The sequence below is a fragment of the Castellaniella sp. WN genome (assembly GCF_054457555.1).
In genome coordinates, this window is record NZ_JBTKZC010000001.1 from 2,832,977 (window position 1) to 2,857,564 (window position 24,588).

The following is a 24,588-nucleotide window of genomic DNA, read 5'->3' on the forward strand; positions in this document are numbered from 1 at the left end:
CTTCAGTGCTTGTGACTGAAGGAGGCCAGGACGGTGCCGGCCAGGATGAACATCGAACCGAAACCTCGGTTCAGCCAGCGGACGTGGCCCGGCTTGCGCAACATCCGCAGGATCCACGAAGCCAGCGAAGTATAGCAACTCATGGCCACCAGATCGGTGAAGCACAATGTGGCGCCGATCAGGAAATACTGCAGCGGCAGCGGCCGGCCCAGGTCCAGGAACTGCGGCACCACGGCCAGCAGGAACATGGTGCCCTTGGGATTGGTGACATTCACCAGGTAGCCGCGCAGCAGCTGGTCGCGGATCGGGTGCGCGCTTTGCGGCGGCCTCGCCTCGACCGCCACCGGCGCCGCATCGGTGCGGAACTGCCGCACCCCCAGGTACACCAGGTAGGCGGCGCCGATCCACTTGACGATCGTGAAGGCCGCTTCGGACGTGGCCAGCAGGGCGCCCACGCCCAGAGCCACGATGACCAGCTGGCAGATGATGCCGGCCTGCAGGCCGAAGATGGTCCAGGCGCCGTGGCGAAAACCGTATTTCAGTCCCGAAGCCATGGAGCAGATGGCGCCGGGGCCGGGCGAGAACGAGATCGCCCAGGCCGCCGCTAAGAAAGTCAGCCAGGTGGACAGGGCCATGCGTGATCTCCAGTGCTCCGGTGCGCCGGCGGTCCGGGTCAGTCGGCCTTGTGCAACAGCGCGGGGCGTCCCGACGAGGCGGGACGCGCGTCCCGGCGCGGGGCCTGGGGCGCGCCGCCCTCGCGGGCCGGGCGTCCGCCCGGAGCGCGACCGCCGCCGCGGCGGGCTTCCTGGCCGGAACGGCGGTCGGCCGGCGACGATGCCGCCGCCGGCCGGCGTCCGTCGCGGCCGGACGACTCGCGCCGCCCGCCGTCATTACGCCGGCCACCGTCGCCCCGACCGCCGAAATCGCCCTGCAGGCGCGCGATCGCGCGCTTCTCCCGGGCATCCGGGGCCGAATCGGCGGTCACCATGGCGGCCGGATTCCAGCCCTCCACGGTAATCGGCTCGATGGTCTGCTTGATCAGGCGCTCGATGGCGCGCAGCAGCTTGATCTCGGACGCGTCCACCAGGGACAGGGCGGAGCCGGTGCTGCCGGCACGGCCGGTGCGACCGATGCGGTGCACGTAGTCCTCGGGCACGTTGGGCAGTTCGAAATTGACGACCTGCGGCAACTGGTCGATGTCCAGCCCCCGGGCGGCGATGTCGGTGGCCACCAGCACGGCCACCTTGCCGTCCTTGAAGCCGGCCAGGGCTTTGGTGCGCGCGGCCTGGCTCTTGTTGCCGTGGATGGCGGCGGCGGTCAGGCCGTCCTTCGCCAGCTTCTCGGCCAAGCGGTTGGCGCCGTGCTTGGTGCGCGTGAACACCAGAACCTGGTGCCAGCCGCTCTCGCGGATGATGTGACTGAGCAGGTCGCGCTTGTGGGCCTGATCGGTCATCACCATGCGCTGGCTGACCAGCTCGGACGCGGTGTTGCGCCGGGCGACGGAGACCTCGCCGGGATTGCGCAGGATGCCCTGGGCCAGGCCGCGGATCTCGTCGGAAAACGTGGCGGAGAACAGCAGGTTCTGGCGCTTGGCCGGCAGCAGCTTGAGCACGCGACGGATGTCGTGGATGAAACCCATGTCCAGCATGCGGTCAGCCTCGTCCAGCACCAGGATCTCGACGCCGGACAGGTCCAGCGTCTTCTGCTGCGCGTGATCCAGCAGGCGGCCCGGCGTGGCCACCAGGATGTCCAGGGGCTTTTTCAGGGCCGCGATCTGGGGATTGATATTGACCCCGCCAAACATCACCATGGAGCGCACGGACGTGTGTTTGCCGTAGAGGCGCACGGATTCCTCGACCTGGGCGGTCAGTTCGCGCGTCGGGGTCAGGACCAGCACGCGCGGGCGCCCCGGACGGCGGTCCGCGGCGGGGTGGCCCAGCAGGTAGTGCAGGATCGGCAGCGTGAAGCCGGCGGTTTTGCCCGTTCCGGTCTGGGCGGCGGCCAGCAGGTCGCCGCCTTCCAGGACGCGCGGAATGGCCTGGGCCTGGATCGGGGTGGGGTGGGTGTAGCCCGCGTCGTGAACGGCGCGCAGCAGGGGTTCCGCCAGGCCGAGCGAGGCAAAGGTAATCGAAGTATCCAAGAAAATTGACTCCAGCGACCGCCTATCGCTCGAGTCGAGTGATACCAATCGAGGCCGACGTATGAAGAGTGTCAGGTGGGGTGCCGCCAGCGCGCGAGGCGCCCGCCGGGGCCGAAAGAAGTCGCGCGGCGACTGGTTGGCCACGCGAAGCAATGCATTATAGCGTGACTCCCGCGCCGCGCGGCGGATGCATCGGGCCGCCCTCCCCTCGCGTGACCGCCGGCGGACCCGGGAAAATGCATTCCCGGCGCCCGCCGGCTGGGACGCCCTTTAAAATAAAACCATCCGCCCCCCGGCCGGGGGGCGCCATACGAGAGGCCTGGATGCTCCGACGTTACCTGAACCTTGCTGCGCTGGCAGCCCTCACGCTGCTGCTTTCGGGCTGCGGCTACAACGAAATCCAACGCCAGGACGAGCAGGTCAAGGCGGCCTGGTCCCAGGTCCTGAACCAGTACGAGCGCCGCGCCGACCTGGTGCCCAAGCTGGTGTCCTCGGTCAACGCCTACATGGTGAACGAGCGCACCGTGCTGCAGCAGGTCACGGACGCGCGCGCCCGGGTCGGCCAGGTCCGCGTCAGCGTGGACGACCTGGACGATCCGGCCTTGATGGCCCGTTTCGAGCAGGCGCAGGGAGCCCTGTCCTCCAGCCTGTCGCGCCTGCTGGCGGTTTCGGAAAACTACCCCCAGTTGAAGAGCGACGGCCTGTTCCGCGACCTGATGACACAGCTCGAAGGCACGGAAAACCGCATCGCGGTGGCGCGCGAGCGCTACGTCGGCGCGGTGCAGTCCTACAACCTGACGATCCGCCAGTTCCCCACCCTGATCACGGCGCGCGTGTTCGGCTATCAACCCAAGGCCCAGTACGGGCTGGACAAGGCCGACGCCGTCATGCGCGACCCCGAAGTGAAGTTCGATCTGCCCCAGGGGCAGGGAAAATGAACCTGCGCCGCATGCTGGCGAACGGCCTGCTGGCGCTGTGGATGCTGGCGGGCATGGGTGTGGCGCCCGCCCCGGCCTCGGCCGCCGAAACCGCGCAGGCGCCCGCCGCCGCACCGAACCGGGCCGAGCAGACCGCCGCGCCAGACGCGGGCGGCACGGTTGCCGTTCCGGCCTGGACCGGACCGGTCATGGACGAGGCCGGCGCACTGACGGCCGAACAGGTCCGCATGCTCACCGGGCAGGCCCGGACTCTGGAACGGGAACATGGTTCCCAGTTGTTCGTGCTGTTGGTGCCCACCACCGGTAACGAGGCCATCGAGCAGTACGCGCGCCGGGTCTTCGACCAGTGGGCCGTGGGGCGCAAGGGCATTGACGACGGCGTGCTGCTGCTGGTGGCCGTGCGGGACCGCCGCCTGCGCATCGAGGTCGGCTACGGGCTCGAAGGCGCCGTCACCGATGTGGATGCCGGACGGATCATCCGCGAACGGATCACGCCGCGCTTCGCCCAGGGCGACGTCTACGGCGGAGTGGAAGCCGGGGTCTCGGCCCTGTCGGGCCTGATCGCGGGCGAACCTTTGCCGCCCCCAGAATCCTCCAGCGAGAACGACATGCTCGACGAGCGCGTGATGTTCCTGCCCCTGACCTTCTTCGCCCTGGTGATGACCCCTCCCATCGGCGCCCTGCTGATGGGCGGCTTCGTATTCGTGCTGACCGAAAGCCTGCTGTGGGCCGGCCTCGGCGCGCTGGCCGGGCTGGCGCTGGGGATCCTGGGCCGGGTCCTGCGCATCCCCGACCGGCTCGCGCGCGGGCGTGGAGGTCGGGGCGGCGGCCACGGCGGCGGGGGCGGTTTCGGCGGAGGGTTCGGAGGCGGCGGAGGATTCGGAGGCGGATCCTCCGGCGGCGGGGGCGGTGGTGGTGGTGGTGGCCGCGGGGGCGGCGGCGGCGCATCCGGCAGCTGGTAGCCAGCGGAACCGCGACGCGCTGGCGCGCCCGGCCGATCCGGAAGCGGTCGCCGAAACCCCGGCTACAGCGCGGCGAACAGCGCCTGGGCCATGGCGCCGACCAGAGCCTCGCGCCGGGCGTCGGGCGCCGGATCCTCGCCGATCGAGGACCAGTCCGGATGGCCACGGACCTCGTCCAACATGCGCTGCACGTCCGGCGGCAGGTGCCGCAGGGGTTCGGGCGAGGTTTCAGGCACCGGTTCCACGCCCTCGCGCGTGTCCTGCGCGCCGGCATCCGCCGCCGGCTCAGCCGGCTCGGGCTCGGGCGGCGCCATCCGCGCCAGCAGGTCGCCGTCGATGGGCCGCATGGCCGCATGGCCCCGGCATTCCAGCGCCCGCACCAGGGCCAGCTGGCGCAGCCCCAGCAGGTGCAGCACCGGATCGTCCACCGTCATTTCCGTGTTGCCCGCCAACCGGCCCACCAGGCGTTTGCCCCATTGGCTGGCGCCCTGCCAGGCGCCGCCGATGGCGGCCCCCAGCAGCGCGGCGGTTCCCAGGCTCAGGCCCCCGGTCAGCACGTCGATGGTGGCTCCCGCCATGGCTCCGGTGGCCAAGCCCTTGCCGACCTGGATGCCGAACGTGCGCAGGGCCTGGGGATTGAACAAGTCCATCCCCCAGCGCTCGCCCTCCAGCGGCAGAGGATGGTGGGGAAAGGTCGTCTTGCTGAAGCGGTAGCGTTTCAGCAGCGCGTGCACGCATTCCTGTTCCCGGTCGCGGGTGCGCTTGCGCAGCCCCAGGGTGATCGCGGCCATGTCGGTCGGATCCTGGGAACAGGGCAGTCGCAGGGCGGCGGCGTCCACCAGCAGCTCGGCGATCAGGCGCGTGGCGTCCTGCAGCCGGCGCAGGCGCTGCTGGCCCAGGTCCGCGCGCAGGGTCTGCAGGGCGGTCGCATGCTGGTCCAGCATCAGGGCCAGGCGGTCCAGCAGCTGGCCTTCGCCGTCCAGCGCGGGCGCCACGGTATCGAAATCCACCGTGGCGTGCAGCCCCAGGCGAGCCAGCGCGTCGCGCCAGGCCGCCGTGTCCGAGAGCGGCGTGCGGGTGAAGTTCAGCACCGGCAGGATGGGGCGTCCGCAGGCGGCCAGCAGCATCAGTTCGTCGCGATGTTTGGGCAGGACCGGATCTCGGGTGTCGATGACGTACAGGGCGGCGTCGGTTTCCAGCACCGTGGCCAGGACGCGGCATTCCTGCTCGAACCGGCCGGCGGCTTCGGGACTGTCGAGCAGCGCGCGGATACGTTCCGGGCCATCGTGCCTTTCCTGAGGCGGGGACAGCTGGTCCAGGTAGTCCAGGACACCCATGGCGTCCTCCAGCCCGGGGGTATCGCGCAGCACCAGGATGGCCTGGCCGGTCCCGGTCAGCAACTGGGCGCTTTCGACGTGACGGGTGGTGCCGGGGCGGTCCGCGACCTCGCCGAAAGACTCGTCGCGCAGCAGCGTGCGCAGCAGCGAGGTCTTGCCGGTATTGGTATGGCCGACGACCGCCAGGTCGATGGGATTCGAGACGTCAGTCATGGCGGAGACTTCCGATGTGTTCGAGCCAGCCGTCCAGGCTGGGAATCCGGGATACGGCCTGTTGCGACAGAGCGTCCTGCCAGGCCCGCAAGCGTTGGGGCGTGCCCCCCAGGCACAGGGCGCGCAGATCGGGACAGGAACGGCGCAGTTCGTCCAGCCAGGCGGCGGCGCCCCGGTCCGGAGTCAGGCGCGCGTCGCAGACGAACAGCAGGTACGCGGGCGGCACGTGCAGCAGCGCGCGGATGCGGGCGCGGTCATCCCGGCTGTCGCAGCGGCCGAGATCCACCACATCGGCCGGCAGACCCGCCGGGGGCCAGTCCAGGTCGGGCCCCAGCTCGTAGGCCAGCACCGCGGCCCGGCCGTCGGCGGCCTCCACCGGAGCGGCGGGGCCGACCGGACTACCGGCGGCCGGCGCTGGGCGGTCGATGCCCAGGCTGGCGTGGGTGGGCAGCAGCCGTTCGCGCAAGTCCAGCCAGCCCGGGAGGCCCGGATCCACGGACAGTCCGGCCAGGCGGCGCCGCAGGTGCAGCATACAGGCGAACAGCGCCAGCAGCCGCGGCAGCAGCCCCCAGACAACGACGCAGCCGATCAGCCACAGGGACCAGTCGGCCTGGACGCCGGCGGCCAGCGGCCGCGGACCCAGACTGGCGGCGATCTGGGCATCGTCCGGTGCCGGAAAGCCCAGCAGCCCGGGCACGCTGCCCAGCGCCCGCGTCACGCCGACGAAGGTATCCGGCGACAGCAGGGTGGTTTCCCAATGGAAAGTATAGTGGCGCGCGCTCAGCAGCAGGAGCAGCGTGGCCACCGCCCCCAGGAAGGCGGCCGTCCAGGCCCCATGGCTGATCAGCCCGATCGCGGTCTTCCAGGCCCGCGCGCGGCCCAGCAGGGAAAGGAAGGCCTGGGCCGCGAGAGCGGCGTCCGGCCCCCGGACCAGGCGCCGGGTCAGCCAGAGCCACAGGCGCGACAAGGCCGTCGAATCGGGCAACCCCGGCAGCCAGCCGGCCAGCCAGATCAGGAAGGTGAGCGTGTGCAGTCCCAGCAGCCCCAGCAGGGCCAGCGCCAGATTGACCTGCCCCTGCCCCAGGACGGCGGCGGCGGTGCCGATGCCCGCCAGGCCGGCGCACAGCCAGAGGGCGGCCAGCGCCCAGCGGGCGCCGACGGACCATTGGATCAGACGGTCATGCAGTTCGCCGTGTTCGGCCAGCCAGGCGGCCCGCGCCAGGATGCGATCCCCCAGGTCGGCCGGCCGGCGCAAGGCGGCCTGGCAGGCGGCGCGGTCCTCCAGTGGCCCCCAGTGCGCTTCCCGCAAGCGCACGGCCTCGGCCTGCCAGTACTGGAGCAGCGGGCCGGCGTGGCGGGAGTCGGCGGTGGACGGGCGATTCCGCATGGAGAAACGAGCGGGTGAAAACAGGATGATACCGAGTTTTACCGGGCCCGGGCGCGCGATCCTCAGGCGCCCGCGGGCCCGCGGGCCTTGCGCACGCTGGCGGGAGGCACGCCCATGGCTTCGCGGTACTTGGCCACGGTCCGCCGCGCGATCACCACGTCCCGGTCGGCCAGCATCCGCGCCAGCCGCATGTCGGACAAGGGCTTGCCGGCCGGCTCCGACTCCAGCATCGCGCGCATCAGCGCCTGCACCGCCGACGCCGAGGTCTCCTCGCCCGAGCGGGTCTGCACCACCGTGCCGAAGAAAAACTTCAGCTCGTGCACGCCCCAGGGCGTCTGCGCATATTTCAGACGCGTGGCGCGCGAAATCGTCGATTCATGGAGTTCCAGCGCCTGGGCGACTTCCCGCAGGGTGAGCGGCCGCAGCGCCGCGACGCCGGATTCCAGGAACGCCCGCTGATGCCGCGCGATGTATTCCGCCACCCGCAGGATCGTCTGCCGGCGCTGGTCCAGGTTGTGGATCAGGCTGCGGGCCTGGCGCATCCGATCCCGCAGGTCGGGGGACAATTCCTGGCCCGCCAGGCTGTCCGCCAGTTCGGGGTTCAGGCGCACGCGCGGCTCGATGGCGGGGTTGAGACTGACCCGCCAGCCGTCCGCCGCCCGATGGAACAGCACGTCCGGCACGATGTAATGGACGGGGTCGGCCTGCCAGGCGCCCGCCGGCCGGGGATCCAGGCGCCGCAGCGCCCGGTGGGCGGTGTCCAGCAGCGCGCGGTCGCAGCCCAGCGCCTCGCAAAGGCGACCCCAGCGGCCCGCGCCCAGGTCCTCCAGATGATCCGTCAGGCGGCGGGCGCAGGCCAGCACGTCCGCAGGCCACTCGTCGGCACGCGCGCACAGTTGCAGCCGCAGGCATTCGGACAGGTTACGCGCGCCCACCCCCGCGGGATCGAAGGACTGCAGCAAGCGCAGCGCCGTACGCCATTCCTCGTCCTCGACTTCCAGCTCCGGCGGCAGGCTCGCGGACAGCGACACCGGATCGAATTCCAGGTAACCGCGCTCGTCGAGCTCGCCCATCAGCCGCACCACCAGCAGGCGGTCGCGCTCCGTGGCGCGGGTCGCGTGCAACTGCTGCAGCAGATGGTCGATCAGACTGGGGGGCTGGCCCGGCTCCGGCAGATCGTCGGGCAGGACGGCGCGCGCGGGCTGCGACCACAAGCGGTCCAGCCGCTCGGCCTGGGCCGCCGATTCCGGTTCCGGATCGACGGCCTCGAGCAGCGGATTGTCGGCCAGCGCCTGGGCGATCTCCTGATCCAGCTCCTGGGACGAGCATTGCAACAGGGCCAGCGCCTGGCGCAACTGCGGCGTCAGCGTCAGATGCTGATGCTGGCCCAGTTCCAGGGACGGTTGCGCGCGCATGTTCTATCTAGGGCATGTTCAATCTAAAATACAGCCATGAAACCGGAACGAAACGAATCCTCCAGCCGTCGGGACCATGCCTTGCTGCGCAGGATCCTGCTCAAGCTCACAGCCACCTCCAGGATCCTCGCGGCCGCCCTGGTCGTGGTGGTCGCCCTGCTCTGGTATGACGCGCTGAACCGGCTGCTGGCTTTCGGCAACGGCATCGATTATGCCGGAAACCACATCGTGGGGGCGGAAGCCACCGCTCTGCTGCAGCGCTACAACCCCTACTTCTGGGGCGCGCTGGTGGCGTTCGGCTCCCTGCTGCTGGCCTACCTGACCTGGCTGACCGTGCGCGCGATCCTGGCGCGCGCCCGCTTGCGGCCTGTCGATCCCGCCTCCTTCCAGCAACTGGCCGACCATCTGTCCGGCGCCACGCTGGACGTGCTGCTGTGGGCCTGGCAGACTCGCGACGAACCCCTGCGCGTGGGCGACCTGATGCTCACCCGGACCGAGCTGTCCGCCGGCCGCGCCGGCCGCTTGCACCGCGCGGCCGAACAGCTCGCCGTCCTGGAAAACGCCCGTCAGCGGCAATGACCGGAAGGGAGCGCCCCGCTCCGGCGCAGACCCGCGGACGAGACCGGCATCCGGCCGTATTCCCATGAAATCCTTGCCAAGCGGCGGAAAATATGTTTGACTTCCACTTATGAACCCCACGCGCGCCACCTCCCGTGACTTCCCGCAGCTCTCCGCTGCCGGGCGCGCGCGTCCGTCGTTCTCCCTCTCCCTGTCGGGTCTACTGCTGCTAGCGATCGGTTGCCGGGCCTAGCGCCGCGTGGCAGTTCGGCAACCTGTTTCGCCACATCCTCGCATTTCCGCGTCCGTGATCCGGATGCAACCGCCCAGACAGGTACCGACATGATCAAGAATCCCGCCGACAAATACGTTCCGTTCGCCCCGTTCACGCGCGACTTCACTGAGCGCACCTGGCCCAGCCGACGCATCTCCGCCCCCCCGATCTGGATGAGCACCGACCTGCGCGACGGCAACCAGGCGCTGATCGAACCCATGAGCGTGGAGCGCAAGCTGCGCTTCTTCGAACAACTGATCAAGATCGGCTTCAAGGAAATCGAAGTCGGCTTCCCGTCCGCGTCCCAGACCGACTTCGACTTCGTGCGCAAGCTGGTCGATGAAAAGCGCATCCCCGACGACGTCACCATCATCGCCCTGACCCAGGCCCGCGAGGACCTGATCCAGCGCACGGTCGAGGCCTGCGCGGGCGCCAAGCACGCCATCATCCACCTGTACAACGCCTGCGCGCCGGCCTTCCGCAAGATCGTCTTCCGCATGAGCCGCGACGAAGTCCGCGCCATCGCCATCGAGGGCACCCGGATCGTCAAGGCCGAGGTCGCCAAGCATCCGGAAACCCACTGGCGCTACGAATATTCGCCGGAAGTCTTCAGCACCACCGAGCCCGATTTCGCGCTGGAAGTCTGCAACGCCGTGGTCGACACCTGGCAACCGACCGTCCAGGACAAGATCATCCTGAACTTGCCGGCCACGATCGAGGCCACCACCCCCAACCTGTACGCCGACCAGATCGAATGGATGCACACCCATCTGGCCCAGCGCGACAGGATCGTCCTCAGCGTCCACCCCCACAACGACCGGGGCACGGCCGTGGCCGCCGCCGAATTCGCCGTCATGGCCGGCGCCGACCGCATCGAAGGTTGCCTGTTCGGCAACGGCGAGCGCACCGGCAATGTGGATCTGGTCACCCTGGCGCTGAACCTGTACACCCAGGGCATCCACCCGGGCCTGGACTTCTCCGACATCGACGAAGTCCGCCGCTGTGTCGAGTACTGCAACCAGTTGCCCGTGCACCCGCGCCACCCCTACGCCGGCGACCTGGTCTTCACAGCCTTCTCCGGCTCGCACCAGGACGCCATCAAGAAGGGCTTCGCGATGCGCCAGGAAGGCACCGTCTGGGAAGTCCCCTACCTGCCCATCGACCCGGCCGACCTGGGCCGCAGCTACGACGCGGTCATCCGCGTCAACAGCCAGTCCGGCAAGGGCGGCGTGTCCTTCCTGCTGGAACAGGAACACGGCCTGGTCCTGCCGCGCCGCCTGCAGATCGAATTCAGCCGCGCCATCCAGCGCGTTACCGACGAAACCGGCCGCGAGGTCACGCCCAAGGACGTGTTCGAAGTCTTCTCCAGCGAATACCTGGACCGTGAAACGCCGATGAAGCTGATCCGGCACCGCATCACCGGCAGCCCCAAGACCACCGGCCAGAAGCAGTTCATGATCGAGGTCGAGCTGGAAGTCGACGGCGAGGTTCGCCACCTGTCGGGCCGGGGCGACGGCGCGATCTCGGCCTTCGTCGCCGCGCTGGACCTCGACGCCCGCGTGATGGACTACCAGGAGCACGCCATCGGCACCGGCACCGACACCCGCGCGGCGTCCTACATCGAGATGCGCATCCAGGATTCGGCCAGCGGCTACGGCGTCGGCGTCCACGAGGACATCGTGACCTCGTCCTTCCTGGCGATCCTGAGCGCGGTCAACCGCCATGCGGCGGCGGGCGGCGACGTCCGGCCCCGCGCTTCGGTCGCGGCCTGATTCCGCCTCGACGCGAATGTGAAACGGGCGCTCCGCGCGGAGCGCCCGTCATCGGAACTTCAGCGCCATCGGGCGGCGCCGCCTCCGTATCCCGGAGGTTCACCCGGCACCACGATCGCCCGCCTCGTTCAGGCCCCGTCCCACAGGATGGGGCTTTTGCTTGCGCACGCGCCGGAGTCCGATCAATACACGATCGCCAGGCCCGGCAGGTCCACCGTCACCCGGGGCTTTTCCAGCGCCTGGACGACATGGCCGGCGAATTCCCGCGCCAGATCAGGCTGCGAGGACAGGCGGGTATAGCCCAGGGCATCGGCCACCCCCAGGATCTTGTCCAGCAGCAGGACTTTGCCACTGACCCGCAGGGGCTCGCATCCCAGGGACTCCCAGGTTCGCTCGAACCATTCGCGGGCGGCGCGCGCCCGTCCGGGATCCACCGGTGCATCGACGGGCAGTTCCAGCGAACGATGGGCATCGAAAATCACGATCACATGACCCTGCATGGGAGTTTCTCCGTGTAAAGGGACCTCTGGAATGCGCGAATTTACCAGGAAGGGGCGGGTTCCCAGGTGACATCCTCGCCCTTTTCACGTGCCAGGCGCAGCATGGTCAGCAGCGGCCATGCGCGGCGACGCATGCCGACCGGCTGGGCGATGGGGTGTTCGACCGTATCGTCGTGGTCGCCCGAGGCGTCGTCATGGCCGGGATCGGCGGCCACCAGCGCCTCGATGCCGGCGATGGCCTTGTCCAGTTGCGCCCGGGTGATGACGCCGCGTTCCGGCAGGCCGGGCGCGTCGAAGGTCTTGCCGGCGGCCAGCAGAATGGGCCGGGCATGCTGGGCGAACATCAGGACTTCCGCCGCGGATTTCGACTGAAACAAAATGAGCATGGTGGACTTCCCGCAATGGACACATTCATACACTAACCGATCTTCAACCCCCTGCCAAGCGACACAATGAGCGCTCCGACAGGAGGTTCCCCATGCTCGAAACCCTTGCCCCGCGCCGCGTGCCGCCCTGGCTGGCCGGACTGCCGCTGGCGCTCGCCCCCTGGCCCCCGCCGGCCCCCGCGCAGGCCGCGCCCGCCTTGAGCTGCGCCGCGCCGCAGGCCCAGGCGCCCTGCGGCGCGGGGTCCACCCGGGGACCGGCGCCGGCGCCCGCCCCCGACCCGGGCATCGCCAATCCCGTGCACCTGGCCACTGGCGAGAAATTCCTGCGGGCAACCGACCTGCCCGAGCCGGTCTCGGGCGCCCATCCGTCCTTCATCCGCCTGTACCGCTCGGGGTCCGCCGAGGACGGGCCACTGGGCCGGGGCTGGACCAGCGAATACGACATCCGGCTGCGGCCGGCCCCGGACGGCTGGCGGCTGGACCTGCCCGACGGGCGCCGCGTGCGCTTCGACGCCCGGGGCCTGGGGACCGCCCCCACCGACGGGCGCATCCTGGCGCCGGACCCGGAGGGCGCGCGTGCCCGGAGCGCGCGGGCCGGCGCAAACACGGACCGGGCCGGTCGCGCCGCGGATGACACTGGAACAGAGGACTCGTCCGCGGCCTGGCAAGGCGCCGACGGCGGCCGGCTGTTTTTCGACGCGCGCGGCCGGCTGCGAACGATCACCGCCCCCGGACGGCCGGACACCGTCATCGACCGCCACGCCGGCGGCCCGCTGGACGGCCTGGCCCGGGCCATCCGTCGCGGCGATACCGTGCTGCGGCTCGGCTACGATCCGTCGGGACCGATCCCCCGACTGCGCACACTGGACACGCCGCTGGGTGTCTTCCACTACGAATACACCCAGGCCGCGGACGATGCGGGCACGGCGAGCACGCCCCCGGCCGGCGAAACGTCAGCGCCAATGCGGCTGTCCGCCGTGCGGCGCCCCGACGGCATGCGGCGCCGCTACCATTACGAGTCCGGGCTGCAGGCCGGCCACCCCGCCGCGATCACCGGCGTCACGCTGGAGACCGCCGATGGCCGGCGCTGGCGCGCCCGAAGCTGGACCTACGACGCGCGAGGCCGCGTCATCCAGGCGATCCCGGGCGCCCCCGATGCGACGGCGGGCCGCCTGGACCTGGACTACCCGGACGGACCGCCCGGCGCCGGCACGACCCGGATCCGCTCGGCCGGCGGCGCGGCCGAGGTGGACATCCTCGCGCGCGGCGGCCGGACCGTGCCGCGAACGGTGCGCGCAACGTCCTGCCCCGGCTGCCCCGGAACCACCCAACGTCCCGGATATGACGCCCGTGGCCGGCTGAGCGCCATCGGCGATCTGCGCATCCACCACGCGCCGGACGGCCGGATCCGCGCGCTGGCGCAGGCGCGAGGCGGATGGCCCGGCCTGCGCCTGGACTACGGTCCCGACGGCCGGCTGGCGCGCTGGACCAGCCGGCTCACGGGCACGACCCGGCTGACGCACGATGCGCACGGCCGCCTGACCGGCCGGCATCGAGCCGACGGCGGCCGTCTGGACATCCGCCGCGACGCTCTCGGCCGCCCCGTGCTGCTGCGGCACGCGGCGCCGGGCGAACCGCCGCTGGAGATCAGCCTGCGCTGGCGAGGCGACCGGCCGATCCGCCTGACGCATCCCGAGGAAACCGAATTCCTGGAACACGACGCGCACGGCCGGGTGACGGCCCGCGCGGTCCGCCGGCCACGCTCCCGGGGCGGGCTGAACTACCGGGAACGCTTCGCCTACGACGCGCACGGACGGCTGACGCGCCACGACCTGCCGGAAGGCGGGGCGCTGCACTATGCCTGGTCCGGCACGGGTCGCCTGAGCCGCCTGGACTGGGAGGCGGCCGACGGCGCGCGCCGCACCGTGATCGATTCCATGCCGGGCCTGGCCGGCTACCGCTACGGCAACGGCCTGTGGCTGCGCGCGGCGGCCGGACCGGATGGACGGGCCGATACCCTGATCCTGTCCGAAGGACCGCGCGTCCTGTGGGGCGAACGGCGGCGCCACGACGCGCGCGGCCGGATCGCGCACCGGACCGTGTTCCTGGCGTCGGGTGTCTGGCGGCATCAGGCCCTGGCCCACGATACGCAGGACCGGCTGATCGGCCTCCAGGACGGCACGATCCGGACCTGGCTGATCTGGGACGAGGACGGCCGCCTGGCCGCCCGCCTCGACCGACCCATCCGCCCGTCGGATCCGGCCGGCGCGAAAGCCGATGCCGATCCGCCGCCCGCGATCCCCCGCGGCGCGGCCGGCCTGCCACTGGCGGTCGGCGGCAGAACGCTGCGCTACCAGGCCCAAGGCCGGCTGGCCGAGGTCCGGGAGGACGGCCGTCCCCTGGTCCGCTATGCCTACAACGCCCGGGGCCAGCAGATCCGCCGCATCGCGGACGGCGAGGAAACCGAACGCTATTACCTGGACAACCGCCTGGCGGCGATCTGGCGGCGGCCGGCCTCCATGTCCACCGACGACGCCGGCCCCGCAACGGCTCGCGCCACCGTTCCATCGGCCCTGCCAGCCCGCTCCCCGGCCTTCGGCGTCACCCAGCGCTACCTGTACGCCCACGAAGTCCCGGTCGGCCTGCTGCAAACGGAGGCCGACGGCCGCGTCCGCCTGGTTTACCTGCACGCCGACCTGCTGGGCGCCCCCGTCCTGGCGACCGACGATGACCGCGCGGTGCGCTGGGCCGCCGGCTACGACGCGCTGGGCCGCGCGACCCGCCTGCGCGGCGACCTGGACCTGCCGCTGCGCAGGCCTGGCCAGGACGAGGATCCGGCGACGGGCTGGCACGACAACGTCTTCCGCACCTTCCTGCCCGGACGCGGCCACTACCTGGAGCCCGACCCCCTGGGGCCGCTGCCCGGCCATCAGGCCCTGGGCTACGCCGCCCAGCAGCCCCTGCGCCACGTCGATCCTCTGGGCCTGATCCTGCTGGCCTTCGACGGCACGCGCTACGGCCCGCGCAACCAGAGCAACGTCTGGAAGCTCGCCCAGGCCTACGCGGACGGCCCGGCCTACTACCACGCCGGACCGGGCAACGCCTACTATACCGACTGGGACGCGGTCACCGCCGCCGGCAGCCGCCAGATCCTGAGGAACCAGTGGCAGTCCCTGCTGAACGCCCTGGACCGGGCACAGGACGCCGCCGCGCCGGTGCCCATCGACATTCTGGGCTATTCACGCGGGGCGGCCCTGGCCCGCGATTTCGCCAACCGCATCGCGCGGCACACCCGCGATGGCTGGTTCTCCTACGACGATCCGCTGCGCGGGACCATCGGCCTATGCGTCGACCTGCGCTTCCTGGGCCTGTTCGACACCGTGGCGCAATTCGGGCTGCTGGGCGCGGCCAACGCCGGCTTCGACCTGGGCATCGCCGGCGCCTGGCACTGGGTGGCGCACGCCGTGGCCCTGCACGAACTGCGCACCCTGTTTCCCCTGGTCTCGGCGGCCGGCGACGCGGACAACACAGTCGAGGCGCCCTTCATCGGCGCCCACGCCGACATCGGCGGCGGCCTGCTGCTGGACGAGCGTCTGCGACCCATCCCGGACGGCGACCTCTCGGACGTGGCCCTGAACTGGATGCGCTGGCAGGCCCTGGCCGCCCTGGTGCCCCTGTCGGAACTGGCGCCGGACGACCGGGCGGTGGCGCGTCCGCTGCTGCATGACGAGCGCGGCCCCGCCCTGCGCCTGCTGGCAGGCGACCGGGCGCTGCAGGACGCCGCCGCGCGGACGATCGGGCCGCAGGGCGCGGACGCCCGTCTGGGCGACGCGCAGCGGCGGATCGTCGAAGCCTTCATCCGCCGCACCGATGGCGCGGACGGCGGTTCGGGATCCGTGGCCGGCAGCGTGGACATGGCGGCCTACGGCGCCTGGCTGGAAACCGAACGGGGATTGCCCGGGATGGCCGCCCCGGCACAGCGGCCCTGAAATCGGGCTATTATTTCGGGATACCCTCAGATACGGACACCATGCTACCCGAGCAACACACCCGGCTCATCGCCATCCTGCGCTCCGTCCTGGACACACTGATCCCCGGCCAGACCCCGGACGTCACCCTCGAACGCCCGAAGGTCGCCGCCCACGGCGACGTGGCCAGCAATATCGCCATGCAGGCCGCCCGCGCGGCCCGGCGCAACCCGCGCGAACTGGCCCAGGCCGTCGTGGAAGGCGTCCTGGCCCACCCGGACGCGGCCGGCCTGATCGCCTCGGCCGAGGTCGCCGGGCCGGGCTTCATCAATTTCCGGCTGTCGGCCGCCGCCCACCAGGCCGTTCTGGACGCCATCCAGGCCCAGGGCGAACGCTACGGCCACCGGCCCGCCAACGCCGAGCGCGTGCTGGTGGAATTCGTCTCCGCCAACCCGACCGGCCCGCTGCACGTCGGCCACGCCCGCCAAGCGGCGCTGGGGGATTCCATCTGCCGCCTGTTCGCCACCCAGGGCGCCCAGGTCTCGCGCGAGTTCTACTACAACGACGCCGGCAACCAGATCAACAACCTGGCGATCAGCGTCCAGGCGCGGGCGCGCGGCATCGAGCCCGACGACCCGGCCTTTCCCGCCGACGGCTACCGGGGCGAATACATCCAGGACATCGCGCGCGACTACCTGGCCCGCGCCACCGTCCAGGCCAGCGACGGCGACCCCATCCAGGCAGCCGGCGACCTCGACGACCTGGACGCCATCCGGCGCTTCGCCGTGGCCTACCTGCGCCGCGAGCAGGATCTGGACCTGCAGGCCTTCGACCTGCGCTTCGACAACTACTACCTGGAAAGCTCGCTCTACACCAGCGGCCGCGTCGACCGCACCGTCCAGGCCCTGATCGATGCCGGCCACACCTACGAACAGGAAGGCGCGCTGTGGCTGCGCACGACCGAACTGGGCACCGGCGACGACAAGGATCGCGTGATGCGCAAGTCCGAGGGCGGCTACACCTATTTCGTGCCGGACGTGGCCTACCACGTCGCCAAATGGGAACGCGGCTTCCACCACGCCATCAACATCCAGGGCACCGACCACCACGGCACCATCGCCCGCGTGCGCGCCGGCCTGCAGGGCCTGGGCCTGGGCATTCCGGCCGACTACCCCGCCTACGTACTGCACAAGATGGTGCGTGTCATGCGCGACGGCGCGGAAGTCAAGATCTCCAAGCGCGCCGGCAGCTACGTCACCCTGCGCGACCTGATCGACTGGGTCGGGCGCGACGCGGTGCGCTTCTTCCTGGCCCAGCGCCGCGCCGATTCCGAATTCGTCTTCGACATCGACCTGGCCCTGTCGCGCAGCGAGGAAAACCCGGTCTACTACATCCAGTACGCGCACGCCCGCATCCACTCGCTGCTGCGCCAGCACGACGCCGGCGGCCAGGGCACGGCGGCGGACCCGTCCCTGCTGACGGCCTCCACCGAAATCGCGCTGCTGAAGCGCCTGGCGGAATATCCCGGCGTGCTCACGCAGGCCGCCCGCGAACTGGCCCCGCACCAACTGGCGTTCTGGCTGCGCGACTGCGCCGCCGACTTCCACGCCTGGTACAACGCCGAACGCATCCTGGTGGACGACCCCGCGCTGGGCGCCGCCCGCCTGCGCCTGGCCCGCGCCACCGCCCAGGTGATCGCCAACGGCCTGGGACTGCTGGGGGTCGGCGCCCCCGAGCGCATGTAACGTCATGGCTACGCGCAAAAAATCCTCGCGGTCCGGCGGCGCCTGGTTCGGCCTGGTCCTGGGCATGGTGCTGGGGGTGGCGGCCGCCGTGGCCGTGGCCCTGTTCGTCACCAAGGCCCCGATGCCCTTCAAGGACAAGGCCAGCCGCGACGCCCCGACCACCTTGCTGCCGGACGTGAAGAACGCCCCGGACCCGAACATCGCCCTGTACGGCAAGGACGGTCCGGCCGGCACCCGCTCGACCGCCCAGGGCGGCAGCGGCACCAATCCGCCGGCCCCGGCGCCGGAACCCGGCGCGCCGCCGGAGAACCCTCTGTCCGACGCCATCGGCCAGATCATCGCCGGACTGGACAAGCCCGAGACCAAACCCTCGCCGGCTCCGGCCAGGCCCCCGGCCGCACCGCAGACGAGCCAGCCGATCCCGCCGCCACCACCCCCGCCGCCCGCCGCCCGGCCTGCGCCCGGCACACAGACCACCTACTACCTGCAGACCGGTGCCTTCCGATCGCAGAAAGAGGCCCAGGCCATGCTGGCCCGGGTCGTCCTGCTGGGCCTGCCGGTACGCGTCGAGACCGGCGAATCCAACGGCGCCCCCATCAACCGCGTGCGCGTCGGCCCCTTCAAGGGCATCGACGAGATGAACCGCGCCCGGACCCGACTGGGCGACGAAAAGATCGAATCGACGGTCGTCCGCCCCTGAACCGCCGCACCAAGGAGCCCCCCCATGAAGATCGCCCTGTTTTCCCGCCTGCTGTCGGGCCTGGTCCTGGGCCTGGCCGCGCTGGCCATGACGCCCGCCCAGGCGGCGCCCTACGACACCCTGGATCCGGTCCAGCCCTCGGACACTCCGGGCAAGGTCGAGGTGCTGGAGTTCTTCTTCTACACCTGCCCGCACTGCCACGCCATCGAACCCATGGTCGAGAAATGGCGCAAGACCCTGCCTGACGGCGTGGCCTTCAAGAGCGTCCCCGTAGCCTTCAACGCCAGCATGCGCGACATGCAGAAGCTGTACTACACCCTGGAGGCCCTGGGCCGGCTGGACCTGCACCCGCAAGTCTTCAAGGCCATCCACGAGCAGCACCAGGACCTGACCCAGGCCAAGGAAATCATCGACTGGGCCACCGCCCAGGGGCTGGACCGCCAGGCCTTCACCGACGTGTTCAACTCCTTCGGAGTGCAGACCAAAGTCTCCCGCGCCGACGAGCTGACCAAGTCCTACCACGTCGAAGGCACGCCCACGCTGGCCATCGGCGGCCGCTACCTGACCTCGCCCGCGCAAACCGGCACCTACCAGGGCGCCATCGACGAGGCGGACAAGCTGGTGAAACAGTTGCTGGCAAAGTAACAGGCACTCGCCCCGCGGGCTCTCGCAGCCGCCCCGATTCTCCAGGCCGCGGCCAAGAAGGTCGCCGTGATGGAACCGCGAAGCTCGCGGAGCCTCCGCGGCTGAGCGGGCTGTTTCCGGCTCCACTCGGGCGCCGGGATGGAACTTTCGCGCCCCAAACGATACTGACCGCTTGTCAGGCTCCTTCGCCGGGAGCTCCTTCGCCGGGAGTCATAGAATGTCCATCACCTCGAATTATTTCCAGACTCACACAATAAGCAGTTCGTACATAGACAGCTTAAAAGTGGGGAACAGGAAACAAGCAACGCATATGAGCTTATGGGATAAGTTCATAGATCTGTTCAGAAGTGAAAAAAAACAAACCGCATTGAATGCTTTATATGATGCCGTGTATGGCGAACCAAAACAGCGGATAGAGGCTTTTAATTTATTGAAATCTTGTGCCCACGAAACAGATAAATCCAGATTCACCAAGACGATCGATGCCGATGGGATCATTTCTTTTCATATTGACGAAGAATTGATCGGCGAGTCTGAATTGCTCGACGTTCTCGCTGGAGTCCAAAACATCAGCGACATCCGCGACATCCTGTCCGGGATGCCAGCCGAACATCAGATAGAGACACTATTGATCCGGCCCTCAAACAGTTTTACGCAGCGTATTTGACGTGGAAGTCTTGGAAGTAGGCTTTGACACGTGCCGGCTCGCTGGCGACGACTTGCATGTGCTCTTCTGCAGCGGCGCGTAGTTTGGCCTTCGTGCGTATCGGAACCTTGCGCCCGATGACGTGTTTGAGATCGGCATTCAAGCGTTCTTCGGGATTGAGTTCGGGGCTGTAACTGGGCAGATAGAACACTTCCATCTGATCGGAGTGTGCGGCCAACCACGCCTTCACCGGCTTGCAGTGATGCACGCCCAGGTTGTCCAGGATCAGAAACACCTTGCGCCCGGCATCCTGGACCAGCGACTCGAAGAACTCGATCAACTTTTCGTGATTGAACGCGCCATCAATGATCATCCAGCGTGCCTTGCCCTGGTTGGTGACGCTGGCGATCATCGACAGCTTCTGCCGCGTCCCGCCAATGGCCATCGCCACCGGAGTCTTGCCCTTGGGCGCATAGCTGCGACCGCGCACGTCGGTGTTCACCAGCGCCGTCTCGTCACCCCAGTGGACCTCGCCGCCCTCGGCCTTGGCACGTTCGGCGATGGCCGGATACGTGTCCTCCAACCAGGTTTGCACCGCGGCGGGCGATTGCTCGTAAGCACGCTTGATCGGCTTCTGCGGGGTGAAGCCCCAGCGGGCCAGATACTTGCCCACCGAGCGCACATGCAGCGTCACACCACACTCGCGCTCGATCAGCTGCATAACCGCCGCACGGCTCCACAGCGCAAAGTCCATCTTCAGCTGCTCGGGGCGTTTGTCGCAGATGATGCGGCACACCGTCTGTTCCTGCTCGGCGGTCAGTGCGCGATCCTCGCCACGGCGACGGCCACGCCGACGGGGTGCCAGCGACAGCATCCCCCCCGCCTCATAGCGTGCGATCACCTTGCTCACCGCCGTGTGACTCAGCCCAACGTCAACGGCGATCTGAGGTTTGCTTCGTCCGCGTTTGTACGCACGAATCACCTGCCGACGCCTCTCATGCTGCTCGGCCGGACTGAGCTTTCTTGCATCATCTTTTTCCATCCGCAAAGCATCGCATCAGATCGACAGAATTTCAATCTATTTATGGGCCTGATCTATAAGAGTCCTTGAGGAAAAATCCGGTTTGAAATTCTCCAAAGCGATCGATGACAAAGGCATGCTCTTGATTTCTTTTAATGAAAAAGAAATCAGCCAGATCGATTTGCGAGATGTTCTTTTTCTCTATAAAGGCAAGGATGATACAAGGGCACACATACCTGTTTTCGCGGAATTTAGCATGTCTTGTTTTGATCCAACTGGTACTGCCAAACCTCCCGAAGAGATAACTCCGACTACGCTGGGAACCATAGCATCCACGATGCAAGAGGATGAAAAGCAACTATTCTATCAGATGCTGTTTGCCGCTTCTAAAACCGCCAGATCGGCCGAGGATCCAGGACGGTTTCGTCAAGCCATGGCCAATGAAATGGCTCAGAAAATTTATGCAGTTTATAGACCAAAAGAAAATGTCACATCCAACCCCGTATTGTGGCAACCCTGCAATACAGATAAAGATGATGATATAAATACGTTAAAGTTTTTGAATGCCGGAAATTTTGACTGCGACACACAATTCCACGCAATTGGCTATGCTACAAGCGAGCTGACAGGAGATACTGAGTTTCGCATGCTCCATCCTCTAATTTATTATATGACGAATATTCATCACCCCCTAAGCTTTAAGAATGAGGACTGCGACGCGGCCGACTTTGCAAGCACACGATTAGGAACTTTGAGTTCATGCTTCGACGACTACCGAACGAAGACATATGAACCATACCTTGATCGCAAAAGCCAAGTCGATCCACTGCTTAATCAAATTTACAGCAGACATGATGGGACTTTGACGATAGGGGAAGAGGCGAACAATGGGTCAATAACAACCCGAAACAAGCTGACATTGGTCCCCTCTCAGCCATTCCAGGCCGATCCGAATAATCTGGCTTAGCGGCCCCAGGGAAGCCGTGGTGCGAGCCAAGCGGAATGAACGCCCCTGAAAGCGGCTAACGACCCGCCGCCGCGAACGCCTGCGCCAGATCCGCGATCAGGTCGGCCGGGTCCTCCAGGCCGATGTGCAGACGCAGCACCGTACCCTTGCGCATGCGCTCGTCGGCGATCTGCGCCCAGTAGCCGTGCGAGGCCAGGGCGGAGGGTTCGACCTGCGTGACCAGGCTTTCGTAGCCGCCCCAGGAGTAGCCGATCCCGAACAGCCGCAGGCCGTCGATCAGACGGCGCACCTGGGCCTCGTCGAAATCCACGGCCACGGACAGCAGGCCGTTGCGTCCCCGTCGCATCGCGCCGCCACAGCGCACCGCCACGGCCGCGCCCAGCATCAGGTCCGAATGCCCGCCGATGTACTTGGTGGCCGCGATCACCGACACGTCGGCCCCCAGCGTACCAAGGGCCGATAGAGAACCGCGCGCACAGGTCTTCAGGCCATCCACGTGCAGGACAGGGATTGACCCAGGCCAAAGGGCACCATCGAATAAGCCGCCGTCCAGGGGCTGGTCCACCAGGCCTGCACCCACACATTCAATTCCTTCGGCATGCAGGCCCGTCCGCGCCGACGAGCTGACCTGGTTCTACCACGTGGACATTGGCTGAAACGAAGCAAGGCGCCTCGCCCCGACCATTTTGTCCGGTTCCTCATGGAGTCGAAATGGGCTCGCCGGTACAATCGGGTTTGATAGGGTGCCCCGCTCAGGGGCACTTGGAACGAACTCGGACGACCCGAAAAATGCCCGTCAACCTTGACAAGCCGCACCTGTGGAAGACTGACGTGGCGGCGTCGGTCGACATGTACAACCGCTGGTTCATGGACTTTGCGCCGGCCGCCTTTCGTGACACACGAATCCAGACCACTCAGAGCGTGAAGGCCGCGCTTTGCGCTGCCGCCAACCTGACCAACGTACAGCCAGCTTTGCTGCGCCAACATCCGGGGGTTCTCCCGACCCTGAGAATGTCGATGTGCCCACCACTTGCTGTAGACCGGCTCATCGGTTTATCCGGCGTATCGCCGCATCTTGTCCAATGCATGGAGAACCTGAGTTCGACAGTTTGACCCCTGCTTTTTGATCGAAACGCAGTAACGACGCGGCTTTCACAGAATTACAACGATAATTTTGTAATGGCACGTTATCATAATTGCGCATTGACTATACTGTGTATATGTGATTATAGTAATGGCATGTTTATCAAAGTCACCAAGTCAGGCCCCCGCCGCTATGTGCAGCTCGTGGAGGCCTACCGCGACGACGCTGGGTGCCCCAAGCAGCGCACTGTGGCGACACTTGGCCGTTTGGACCAGATGGGTGATTCCATCAAGTCCCTGCACGAAGGCCTGGCGCGCATCCTGGGCATAGAGCCTTCACCAGCGCTTGATGATGGCACCGCCCGCTTCGATTCTTCACGAGCCATCGGGGACCTTTGGGCACTGACTCAGATCTGGAAGCAGCTGGGCCTGGATCGCCTGCGTCAGGTGCTGCGCCAGCGCACCCGCCACAAAATCGACCTGGAGGCGCTACTGCGCGTCATGGTCTTTAATCGCCTGAGCGATGCCGATTCAAAGCTTGGGACCCTGCGCTGGCTACAGACCGTCAGCTTTCCCGATACCGATCTGGCATCGGTTGAGCACCAGCAATTGCTGCGCACCATGGACGCGATGGTGGAGCACCAGGCCGTCATCGATCAGGCGCTGGTCGCAGCCGTCAAACCCTTGGTAAGTGAAGAATTGTCGGTGGTCTTCTACGACATGACCACGATTCGTGCCGAAGGGCTCTCTGAGCAAACGGATGACATTCGCCAGTTTGGCAAGTCCAAGGAAGGCATCATTGCCCGTCAGTTCATGCTGGGGCTGGTGCAAACCGCTGAAGGCATCCCGCTCTATCACGAGATCTTTGAAGGCAATACGGCCGAAGTGGGGACGCTGAAGGCCTCGCTGCAAAAGGTCATGGATCGCTTCCCGGTGCGCCGGGTAATCGCCGTCGCCGATCGAGGGCTGCTGTCGATTGACAACCTCGCAGACTTGCAAGCCATGCGCCTGCCCAATGGCCAGCCGTTGGAATTCATTCTGGCGGTCCCCGGCCGACGGTACAACGAGTTTGCCGAGCTGCTCGAACCGATCAACCAAGCGGCTATCGAGAGCGACAGCCCCGAGATCGTGGGCGAACAGGCGTGGCAAGGGCTGCGGTTGGTTGTTGCCCATGATCGGTACCGGGCTGCCGAACAAACGGCCCAGCGCGATCAGAAAATTGCAGCGCTCGAAGCCCAGGCCGCCCAGTGGGTCGGCAAACTGGACGCCCAGGATGCTGGGGTACGCGGCAAAGGCCGCAAGCTCTCCGATGGTGGCGCGCGCGCCCGGTTCTATCACGCGGTCTGCGAAGCGCATCTCGCACGCATCATCCGGGTAGACCTTAAAAGTGAGCTCTTCACCTACCAGGTCAATGAAAAGGCGCTGGCCCTGGCACGCGCCATGGATGGCAAGCTGCTACTGATCACCAACGTCTGCGATCTGGCGCCAGCCGATGTGATTAGCCGCTACAAATCCCTGGCCGACATCGAGCGGGGCTTCAAGGTGCTCAAGTCCGAAATTGAGATCGGACCCGTCTACCACCGACGCCCCGATCGCATCCGGGCACACGCCATGATCTGCTTTATTGCCTTGGTGTTGCAACGGGTCATACGCATGCGGCTGCGCGAACAGCCCGTGGCCGACGTGGTCTCGCCCGAGCGCGCCTTGTCGATTCTGCGTCGCATCCAGACCCACCGGGTCGTGCTGCCGGGCGGCAAATCCATCACGGGCATCTCGACGATCGATGCCGAACAGGCGGCCATCCTGAAGAGCCTGCAGGTTGGAAAGCTCACAGCAACTGAGGCCTTCGTTAATCTGTAATGGAGCGTTTTTAAGGCGCTTCTTTATAAATCAATGAGTTGCGGTTCTATTGATCCGGCCCTCAAACAGTT

The 24,588-nt window shown here is 67.7% G+C and carries 21 protein-coding genes; 12 read left to right on the forward strand and 9 right to left on the reverse strand.

Translation table 11 applies throughout. The features are described from left to right. Positions 1 to 2: 2 nt before the first annotated feature. The gene (locus ACTPOE_RS13355; RefSeq protein WP_458872613.1) at positions 3 to 635 is read right to left on the reverse strand and encodes a LysE family transporter; all 633 of its coding nucleotides are present in this window, start codon (positions 633 to 635) and stop codon (positions 3 to 5) included. Between the two features lie 38 nt (positions 636 to 673). After that, positions 674 to 2,140: a DEAD/DEAH box helicase gene (locus ACTPOE_RS13360; protein WP_458872614.1), complete on the reverse strand. Its 1,467-nt coding sequence runs from the start codon at positions 2,138 to 2,140 to the stop codon at positions 674 to 676. Between the two features lie 323 nt (positions 2,141 to 2,463). Here ACTPOE_RS13360 and ACTPOE_RS13365 point away from each other — a divergent pair, with 323 nt between their 5' ends. Together ACTPOE_RS13365 and ACTPOE_RS13370 are read left to right on the forward strand one after the other, a co-directional pair. Continuing rightward, positions 2,464 to 3,078 carry a LemA family protein gene (locus ACTPOE_RS13365; RefSeq protein ID WP_458872615.1) on the forward strand — a complete coding sequence of 205 codons (615 nt, stop codon included), beginning with the start codon at positions 2,464 to 2,466 and terminating at the stop codon, positions 3,076 to 3,078. Then, on the forward strand, positions 3,075 to 4,040 hold the full coding sequence (locus ACTPOE_RS13370) for a TPM domain-containing protein (RefSeq protein WP_458872616.1): 966 nt from the start codon (positions 3,075 to 3,077) through the stop codon (positions 4,038 to 4,040). The genes ACTPOE_RS13365 and ACTPOE_RS13370 overlap by 4 nt, the downstream gene beginning before the upstream one ends. 62 nt (positions 4,041 to 4,102) lie before the next feature. Here ACTPOE_RS13370 and ACTPOE_RS13375 read toward each other — a convergent pair whose 3' ends face one another. The 3 genes from ACTPOE_RS13375 to rpoN all read right to left on the reverse strand — a co-directional run bounded on the left by ACTPOE_RS13375 (position 4,103) and on the right by rpoN (position 8,392). Further along, on the reverse strand, positions 4,103 to 5,590 hold the full coding sequence (locus tag ACTPOE_RS13375) for a GTPase/DUF3482 domain-containing protein (RefSeq protein ID WP_458872617.1): 1,488 nt from the start codon (positions 5,588 to 5,590) through the stop codon (positions 4,103 to 4,105). Further along, complete coding sequence (locus tag ACTPOE_RS13380) at positions 5,583 to 6,977, reverse strand: DUF2868 domain-containing protein (protein WP_458872618.1); 1,395 nt, start codon at positions 6,975 to 6,977, stop codon at positions 5,583 to 5,585. The genes ACTPOE_RS13375 and ACTPOE_RS13380 overlap by 8 nt, the downstream gene beginning before the upstream one ends. A 62-nt stretch (positions 6,978 to 7,039) precedes the next feature. After that, positions 7,040 to 8,392, reverse strand: coding sequence for an RNA polymerase factor sigma-54 (gene rpoN, locus ACTPOE_RS13385; protein WP_458872619.1), 1,353 nt, complete (start codon positions 8,390 to 8,392; stop codon positions 7,040 to 7,042). Between the two features lie 36 nt (positions 8,393 to 8,428). On the opposite strand from rpoN, the gene ACTPOE_RS13390 reads away from it, so the two are divergent. After that, on the forward strand, positions 8,429 to 8,971 hold the full coding sequence (locus ACTPOE_RS13390; RefSeq protein WP_458872620.1) for a hypothetical protein: 543 nt from the start codon (positions 8,429 to 8,431) through the stop codon (positions 8,969 to 8,971). 321 nt (positions 8,972 to 9,292) lie between these two features. After that, entirely contained in the window at positions 9,293 to 10,996 is a 1,704-nt protein-coding gene (gene leuA, locus ACTPOE_RS13395; protein WP_458872621.1) for a 2-isopropylmalate synthase, read from the forward strand. Between the two features lie 182 nt (positions 10,997 to 11,178). Here leuA and ACTPOE_RS13400 read toward each other — a convergent pair whose 3' ends face one another. Beyond that, a complete protein-coding gene (locus ACTPOE_RS13400) occupies positions 11,179 to 11,496 on the reverse strand; it encodes a hypothetical protein (RefSeq protein ID WP_458872622.1) in 318 nt (105 codons plus the stop codon). A 41-nt stretch (positions 11,497 to 11,537) separates the two neighbouring features. After that, positions 11,538 to 11,882, reverse strand: coding sequence for a DUF1840 domain-containing protein (locus tag ACTPOE_RS13405; protein WP_458872623.1), 345 nt, complete (start codon positions 11,880 to 11,882; stop codon positions 11,538 to 11,540). Positions 11,883 to 11,974: 92 nt separating this feature from the next. Between ACTPOE_RS13405 and ACTPOE_RS13410 the strand changes: the two genes are divergently transcribed. The 5 genes from ACTPOE_RS13410 to ACTPOE_RS13430 all read left to right on the forward strand — a co-directional run bounded on the left by ACTPOE_RS13410 (position 11,975) and on the right by ACTPOE_RS13430 (position 19,607). Continuing rightward, positions 11,975 to 15,871 carry a phospholipase effector Tle1 domain-containing protein gene (locus ACTPOE_RS13410; protein WP_458872624.1) on the forward strand — a complete coding sequence of 1,299 codons (3,897 nt, stop codon included), beginning with the start codon at positions 11,975 to 11,977 and terminating at the stop codon, positions 15,869 to 15,871. A 41-nt stretch (positions 15,872 to 15,912) separates the two neighbouring features. After that, entirely contained in the window at positions 15,913 to 17,595 is a 1,683-nt protein-coding gene (argS, locus tag ACTPOE_RS13415) for an arginine--tRNA ligase (protein ID WP_458872625.1), read from the forward strand. Positions 17,596 to 17,599: 4 nt separating this feature from the next. Next, positions 17,600 to 18,295, forward strand: a complete 696-nt coding sequence (locus tag ACTPOE_RS13420) for an SPOR domain-containing protein (RefSeq protein ID WP_458872626.1) — start codon at positions 17,600 to 17,602, stop codon at positions 18,293 to 18,295. Between the two features lie 24 nt (positions 18,296 to 18,319). After that, the gene (locus tag ACTPOE_RS13425) at positions 18,320 to 18,940 is read left to right on the forward strand and encodes a thiol:disulfide interchange protein DsbA/DsbL (protein ID WP_458872627.1); all 621 of its coding nucleotides are present in this window, start codon (positions 18,320 to 18,322) and stop codon (positions 18,938 to 18,940) included. Between the two features lie 217 nt (positions 18,941 to 19,157). Then, positions 19,158 to 19,607 carry a hypothetical protein gene (locus ACTPOE_RS13430; protein ID WP_458872628.1) on the forward strand — a complete coding sequence of 150 codons (450 nt, stop codon included), beginning with the start codon at positions 19,158 to 19,160 and terminating at the stop codon, positions 19,605 to 19,607. Here ACTPOE_RS13430 and ACTPOE_RS13435 read toward each other — a convergent pair. After that, on the reverse strand, positions 19,591 to 20,628 hold the full coding sequence (locus ACTPOE_RS13435; protein ID WP_458870376.1) for an IS630 family transposase: 1,038 nt from the start codon (positions 20,626 to 20,628) through the stop codon (positions 19,591 to 19,593). The genes ACTPOE_RS13430 and ACTPOE_RS13435 overlap by 17 nt on opposite strands. 82 nt (positions 20,629 to 20,710) lie before the next feature. Here ACTPOE_RS13435 and ACTPOE_RS13440 point away from each other — a divergent pair, with 82 nt between their 5' ends. Continuing rightward, positions 20,711 to 21,574 (forward strand): hypothetical protein, encoded by an 864-nt coding sequence (locus ACTPOE_RS13440; protein WP_458872629.1) that lies wholly within the window; start codon positions 20,711 to 20,713, stop codon positions 21,572 to 21,574. A 55-nt stretch (positions 21,575 to 21,629) separates the two neighbouring features. Here ACTPOE_RS13440 and ACTPOE_RS13445 read toward each other — a convergent pair whose 3' ends face one another. Beyond that, complete coding sequence (locus ACTPOE_RS13445; RefSeq protein ID WP_458872630.1) at positions 21,630 to 22,154, reverse strand: PLP-dependent transferase; 525 nt, start codon at positions 22,152 to 22,154, stop codon at positions 21,630 to 21,632. Positions 22,155 to 22,363: 209 nt separating this feature from the next. On the opposite strand from ACTPOE_RS13445, the gene ACTPOE_RS13450 reads away from it, so the two are divergent. Then, a complete protein-coding gene (locus ACTPOE_RS13450) occupies positions 22,364 to 22,687 on the forward strand; it encodes a XamI family restriction endonuclease (protein WP_458872631.1) in 324 nt (107 codons plus the stop codon). Between the two features lie 126 nt (positions 22,688 to 22,813). After that, positions 22,814 to 24,517, forward strand: coding sequence for an IS1634 family transposase (locus ACTPOE_RS13455; RefSeq protein WP_458870344.1), 1,704 nt, complete (start codon positions 22,814 to 22,816; stop codon positions 24,515 to 24,517). The last annotated feature ends 71 nt before the right edge of the window (positions 24,518 to 24,588 follow it).